Raw genomic sequence first — 6,569 nt, forward strand, 5'->3', positions numbered from 1 at the left:
TGCTCCCGGAGCCTGCGGACCATCCGTCACCCTCACGACGGGCGGCTGTGATGCTGATCTGATGTGGATCCGCTGCGTGGAACACCGTTGCGCGCCCGTGTGAGACTCCTGGGGTGACGCTGCCTCCACCGCAGAATCCCCCCGGTTACCCCGGCGCCGCCCCCTGGCAACCCGGCCCACCGCCGCCGCCGAAGAAGAGCAACACGCCACTGATCATCGGCCTGATCGTCGGCGTGGTGGTGCTGTGCGTGGTCGGGCTCTGCGGGGGTGGCGTGGTGTACAACCTCGTCAACGACGACAGCCCGTCGCCGTCGCCGACGGCGCAGCGGACCGCCCGCCCGTCCCCGTCCGACCTGTACTCGCCGCCCGAGCCGATCCCGACGACGGAAGCCGCGCTGCCCGCGCCCGCCGCCGTCGGCGACTGCATCACCGTCGACAAGACCGGCGACTTCCTGGGGCTCGGCAACTGCAACGGCTCGCGCGGCACCTACCGGGTGCTGTCCGTCGACCGGGCGCAGGGCACCTGCTCGGACCCCGACGGGCCCTGGATCACCACCGACGGCTACCGGCTCTGTCTGGAGCTGTACCTGGTGCGCAACTACTGCTACATCCTGCCGACGGACACCGAGTTCGCGGTCGCCGCGCCGAAGTGCAAGGCCAAGGGCACCGTGCACATCATCGACATCGTGCGCGGCGGGGCCAACGGCGACAAGTGCACCAACGACTACAAGTGGAACCACTGGTACCGGTTCCTGCACCCGACGGTCGTCTACTGCGTCATGCGGTACTGACCTCCGACAGCGACGAAGCCCGCCGGTGACAAACACCGGCGGGCTTCGTCGTCACCAGGATCAGGCGAGGTCGTACCGGCCCAGGTTCATGACCTTGACCCACGCCGCGGCGAAGTCGCGTACGAACTTCTCCTTCGCGTCGTCGCTGGCGTAGACCTCGGCGAGTGCCCGCAGCTCCGAGTTCGAGCCGAAGACGAGGTCGGCCCGGCTGCCGGTCCACCTGACCTCACCGGTGGCGAGGTCGCGGCCCTCGAAGGTCTCGGCGTCGGCCGACGTCGCCTTCCACGCGGTGCCCAGGTCGAGCAGGTTGGCGAAGAAGTCGTTGGTCAGCGACCCGGGGGTGTCGGTGAACACGCCGACCGTGGACTGCTTGGTGTTCGCTCCGAGCACCCGCAGACCGCCGACCAGCACGGTCATCTCGGGCGCGCTCAGGGTGAGCAGGTTGGCCCGGTCGATCAGCAGGTACTCGGCCGGCAGGCGGTTGCCCTTGCCCAGGTGGTTGCGGAACCCGTCGGTGGTCGGCTCCAGCGCGGCGAACGAGTCCGCGTCGGTCTGCTCGGCCGACGCGTCGGTGCGGCCCGGGGTGAAGGGCACCTCGACCGGGTGGCCGCCGGTCGCGGCGGCCTGCTCGACGGCGGCGGACCCGGCCAGCACGATCAGGTCGGCCAGCGAGACCTTCTTGCCGCCGGTCTGGGCGGCGTTGAACGCGGCCTGCACGCCCTCCAGGATGTGCAGCACACGGGCGAGCTGGTCGGGGTCGTTGACCTCCCAGCCGCTCTGCGGCTGCAGGCGGATGCGGGCGCCGTTCGCGCCGCCGCGCTTGTCACTGCCGCGGAACGTCGACGCCGACGCCCACGCGACCGAGACCAGCTCCGACACCGACAGGCCCGACGCGAGCACCTGCGCCTTGAGGGCGGCGACGTCGGCGGCGTCGACCAGCTCGTGGTCCACCGCCGGCACCCGGTCCTGCCAGATCAGCGCCTCGGCCGGGACCTCCGGGCCGAGGTAGCGGGCGATCGGGCCCATGTCGCGGTGGGTCAGCTTGAACCAGGCACGGGCGAACGCGTCCGCGAACGCGGCCGGGTCGTCCTTGAACCGGCGCGCGATCGGCTCGTAAACCGGGTCGAAGCGCAGCGACAGGTCGGTGGTCAGCATGATCGGGGTGTGGCTCTTGGCCGGGTCGTGGGCGTCGGGCACGGTGCCCGCGCCCGCGCCGTCCTTCGGCTTCCACTGCTGCGCGCCCGCCGGGCTGCGGAACAGCTCCCACTCGTACCCGAACAGGATCTCGAAGAAGCTGTTGTCCCACGCGATCGGCGTGTTCGTCCAGGCGCCTTCCAGGCCGCTGGTGATGGTGTCGCCGCCCTTGCCGGTGCCGAAGCTGTTCTTCCAGCCCAGGCCCTGCTCCTCCAGCGTCGCGCCCTCCGGCTCCGGGCCGACGTGGTCGGCGGTGCCCGCGCCGTGGGCCTTGCCGAAGGTGTGGCCGCCGGCGATCAGCGCGACGGTCTCCTCGTCGTTCATGGCCATGCGGCCGAACGTCTCGCGGATGTCGCGGGCCGCGGCGATCGGGTCCGGGTTGCCGTTCGGGCCCTCCGGATTGACGTAGATCAGGCCCATCTGCACGGCGGCCAGCGGGTTCTCCAGCTCGCGGTCACCGGTGTAGCGCTGGTCGCCGAGCCAGGTGGTCTCCGGGCCCCAGTAGACGTCGGCGTCGGGCTCCCAGACGTCGGGGCGGCCGCCGGCGAAGCCGAAGGTCTGGAAACCCATCGTCTCCAGCGCGACGTTGCCGGTCAGGATCATCAGGTCGGCCCAGGAGATGGCCTGGCCGTACTTCTTCTTGACCGGCCACAGCAGGCGGCGGGCCTTGTCCAGGTTGCCGTTGTCCGGCCAGCTGTTGAGCGGCGCGAAACGCTGCATGCCGGCACCCGCGCCACCACGGCCGTCGCTGATGCGGTACGTGCCGGCGCTGTGCCACGCCATGCGGATCATGAACGGGCCGTAGTGCCCGTAGTCGGCCGGCCACCAGTCCTGCGAGGTCGTCAGCACCTCGGCGATGTCCCGCTTCACGGCGGCGAGGTCGAGGCCCGCGAACGCCTCGGCGTAGTCGAAGTCCTCGCCCAGCGGGTTGGCCACGGCCGGGTTCTTGGCCAGGATCTTCAGGTTGAGCTGGTTGGGCCACCAGCCGCGGTTGCCGTCACCCTGGGTCGGGTGGGGCGCGCGTCCGTGCGCCACCGGGCAGCGCGACTCGGCGCCGGCCTCGGCGTCGTGGACGACGGCATCGTGGTTCTCAGACATCGGATTCCTTCCGTGACTTGCGGGGGATCGGGTGGATCAGGAACTGCCTGCGGCGGAGCAGTCGGGGCAGCGGCCCCAGTAGACGACCTCGGCCTCGTCGATCGAGAAGCCGTCGCCGCCGGACGCGGTCAGGCAGGGCGCGTCGCCGACAGCGCACTCGACGTCGGCGATGAGCCCGCAGGACCGGCAGACCATGTGGTGGTGGTTGTCCCCGACCCGCGCCTCGTAGCGGGGCACCGAGCCGGCGGGCTGGATACGCCGCACCAGGCCCGCGGCCGTGAGGACACGCAGCGAGTCGTACACCGCCTGGTGCGAGACCTCGCCGCGCAGCACGCCGACGATCGAGTCCGTGTCGGCGTGCGGATGTGCGGACACCGCGCGCAGCACCGCCGTCCGGGGACGGGTCACCCGCAACGCGGCTCCGCGCAGCAAATGCTCGAAGTCCGGGGTCGTCACCACGCCCCGTAGTCTGCTGCCTTTTCTGGAATGAGTCAAGAAAAAGAGTTGATCTTTCGGACGCGCGGCCCTCGTGGACGGTCAGCAGATCAGGATCGGCCGCCGGCGCGCGACGGCGGGCAGCACAGGTCGAATACGAGACCGCGGCCGATCAGCAGGAGGACATGGCTCGCACACGCCTCATCGCCGAGCAGCCGACGGCCCATCGGGCCGGGTCCGACTGCGGCGGTATGGCCGCAGGGCAGCAGATCCACAGCGGCATCACATCAGGGCGGGCGACATCGACACCACGACATCGCGCGCGATCGCGCGTACGGCGCCACGGTGGCGGCGGAAGGAGGTCGGGCGGACGGAACGGGTAGGGCGGGACGGCTCAGCGGCGGCGAGGAGCGGGGCGACGCCACCTCACCAGACTTGATCGATCTCAATCGATATAAATGCTCCTGTTCGCGGGCGATGTGGCTTCCAGATGTCCGGGTATCGACGGGGGCCGGCCGGGCAGGTCCGGCCCCATCGATAAACGACGACATTGCCAGATTGTTTCGCCGCTATCAAGTGGCAGCCGCCAACCCGGTTCGTCAACCCTTTCGGGATGCGGGCGAAACAACTGCCGATCAAGGTGTATCCCCTGCCAGACACCATCGGAAAGATGTGATTGCCAGCACGGGCCGATGATGGCGCGACCCTCCACACGGGACCTGGATAACACTTTTTCAGACACGATTTCGATACATCTCGCGAGCGATTCTCAGCGCAGACAAGTGTCATGCGACGCATGGTGCGGTGGTCGCGAGGCGACGGTGGCCGACCGACCGCCACGGCGCGGGATCTCCTCCACGGCATCTTGACGCGGCACCCGCAACTCCGTCAGAGTCAACCACCCGATCCACCGACGACAGCGATGCGGAGAATGCCACCCAACAGCTCGACCGAGACCGCGCTCGTCGTCGCAGCGCAGGCCGGTGACCGCCGGGCACTCGACACCCTGATCGAGGCGTACCTCCCATTCGTCTACACCGTCGCGCGCAGGGCCCTCGACACCGAGGACGACGCCGACGACGTGGTGCAGGACTCCATGCTGCGCGCGGTGCGCGAACTACGGGATCTGCGCGCGCCGGACCGCTTCCGGGCGTGGCTCGGCGCGATCGCGGTCCGGCAGGTCAGCACCCACCTGCACCGCAGGCGGGCCGCCGAACGGCGCACCGGCGACCTGGCCGACCTGGTGGGCACACCCGACGCGGGCGCGCGCTTCGAAGGGCTGACGGAGCTGCGGCTGGGCGTCTCCGAGCAGCGCCGCCAGGCGGCCCGCGCCGCGCACTGGCTCGACTCCGACGACCGGGTGCTGCTGTCGCTGTGGTGGCTGGAGGTCGCCGGCCACCTGTCGCGCACCGAGCTGGCCGAGGCGATCGGCGTCAACGTCGCCCACGCCGGCGTACGCGTCCAGCGCATGCGCCGGCAGTTCGACGGCTGCCGCGGCCTAGTGGCGGCCCTCGACGCGCGACCGCGCTGCGGCGAGCTGGAGGGGGTCGTGGCGGGCTGGGACGGCGTGCCCGGCGCGACCTGGCGCAAGCGGCTGACCCGGCATGTCCAGGCATGCGCCGTCTGCACTCCGGCGGCCGAGGCGATGCCGGCAGCCGAGCAGTTGCTCATCGGGCTCGCGCTGCTGCCCGTCCCCCTCGCGCTCACCGCCGCGGTCATCGGCAAGAGCGCGCTGGCGACCGCGACCTCCGCGTCCGCACTGGCCGGGGCCGCCAAGACCGGTATCGTCAGCCAGCTGGCCAAGGCGCTGGCGGCTCATCCGATCGCGGCGCTCGCCGTGACGGGCACCGTGGTCGCGGGAAGCGCCGCCGCCGTCATCAGCTGGCCCGCGACCCCGCCGCCGCGGCCTCCGGCGATCGTGGCGCCCGGGCCCTCGGCCGTCGCGCTCCCGCCGAGTCCGTCTCCCCGCCGCGCCGCCCCGAGCCCCAGTCCCGTCGCACCGAGCCCGGCGCGCAGCCCGGCGCGGCAGCTCGCGGTCGGGCCGGCCTCCCTGGAGGCCGGCGACGGCACCGGGCTGTACGTCACGACCACCGCGGCGCTCGGCGTCCTGGCTCCGCTGTCCGGCGCGAGCAGCGCGTCAGCGCGCCAGCAGGCCACCTTCCAGGTCGTGGCCGGCATCGCCGACCCGAAGTGCTTCTCCTTCCGCAGCCCGGACGGCCGCTACCTGCGCCACTCGTCATGGCGGGTGCGGCTGCACGCCGACGACGGCACCGCGCTGTTCAAGGGGGACGCCACCTTCTGCGTCCGGCCCGGCTCGTCGGCCGCGACGATCCTGCTCGAATCGTCGAACTACCCCGGCTGGTTCCTGCACCGGCGGGGCACCGAGCTGTGGGTCGACCAGTCCGACGGCAGCGCCGGCTTCCGTGCGGAGAGCTCGTTCCGGATCCGGCCGCCGCTGGCGGCGTAGCGCCGATCCGCGGGATCGTGCCGGATGCCGCGCGACCGACGGCGTTGACGTCGGCCGATGCCTTGCCCGCACGCAGCACGTTCTCGAAACATTTTCGCCGGACTTGACGTCAGTGTTGTTATCGTTCACATTCGACTGACGGGACGGCTCACCAAACCGAGCGTCACAGCGCCATCAGCACTATCCGGAGCAGGGCGACGTCTTCTAGGGACGTGCTCCACAGGGCGCGTGTGACCGATAACCGAGTTCCCTGTTCTCACCGCAACCGCATCCGTGGACGGCCGTACCCATCGGCCGGCCCGCGGCGATGCGTCGTGCCCGCGGCCGGCCGACGGGCCGCACCCGACATCGAAGGAGGATGCCGTGACCGGCATCAGCACCATCACACCAGCCGTCTCCCGGCGGCAAGCCTGGCGCGTGGCCCTGATCACCGTAGTGGTCACCGCCCTGGTCAGCGCCGGAATGATCGTCATGGCGGGCAACCGCGCCCAGGCCGCGACCGTGGACACCAGCGCCTGGTACATCCTGGTCAACCGCAACAGCGGCAAAGCCCTCGACGTCTACAACTTCTCCACCGCCGACGG

General features: G+C 71.0%; 4 protein-coding genes and 1 pseudogene. 3 read left to right on the forward strand and 2 right to left on the reverse strand.

Going from position 1 to position 6,569, the window contains the following annotated elements; translation table 11 throughout:
• The first annotated feature begins 113 nt into the window (after window positions 1-113).
• Window positions 114-791: a hypothetical protein gene (locus tag AB0B35_RS41125; protein ID WP_361057042.1), complete on the forward strand. Its 678-nt coding sequence runs from the start codon at window positions 114-116 to the stop codon at window positions 789-791.
• A 60-nt stretch (window positions 792-851) separates the two neighbouring features.
• On the opposite strand, the gene katG is transcribed toward AB0B35_RS41125, so the two are convergent.
• Both katG and AB0B35_RS41135 read right to left on the reverse strand, forming a co-directional pair.
• On the reverse strand, window positions 852-3,083 hold the full coding sequence (katG, locus tag AB0B35_RS41130) for a catalase/peroxidase HPI (RefSeq protein WP_361057045.1): 2,232 nt from the start codon (window positions 3,081-3,083) through the stop codon (window positions 852-854).
• Between the two features lie 36 nt (window positions 3,084-3,119).
• Complete coding sequence (locus AB0B35_RS41135) at window positions 3,120-3,542, reverse strand: Fur family transcriptional regulator (RefSeq protein WP_361057048.1); 423 nt, start codon at window positions 3,540-3,542, stop codon at window positions 3,120-3,122.
• A gap of 907 nt (window positions 3,543-4,449) precedes the next feature.
• Here AB0B35_RS41135 and AB0B35_RS41140 point away from each other — a divergent pair.
• Both AB0B35_RS41140 and AB0B35_RS41145 read left to right on the forward strand, forming a co-directional pair.
• Window positions 4,450-5,985: a sigma-70 family RNA polymerase sigma factor gene (locus AB0B35_RS41140; protein ID WP_361057051.1), complete on the forward strand. Its 1,536-nt coding sequence runs from the start codon at window positions 4,450-4,452 to the stop codon at window positions 5,983-5,985.
• Window positions 5,986-6,348: 363 nt separating this feature from the next.
• Window positions 6,349-6,569: pseudogene (locus tag AB0B35_RS41145) on the forward strand (alpha-L-arabinofuranosidase); the annotation flags it as partial.

It is taken from the genome of Catellatospora sp. NPDC049133 (genome assembly GCF_040648455.1).
Taxonomy (GTDB): domain Bacteria; phylum Actinomycetota; class Actinomycetes; order Mycobacteriales; family Micromonosporaceae; genus Catellatospora; species Catellatospora aurea.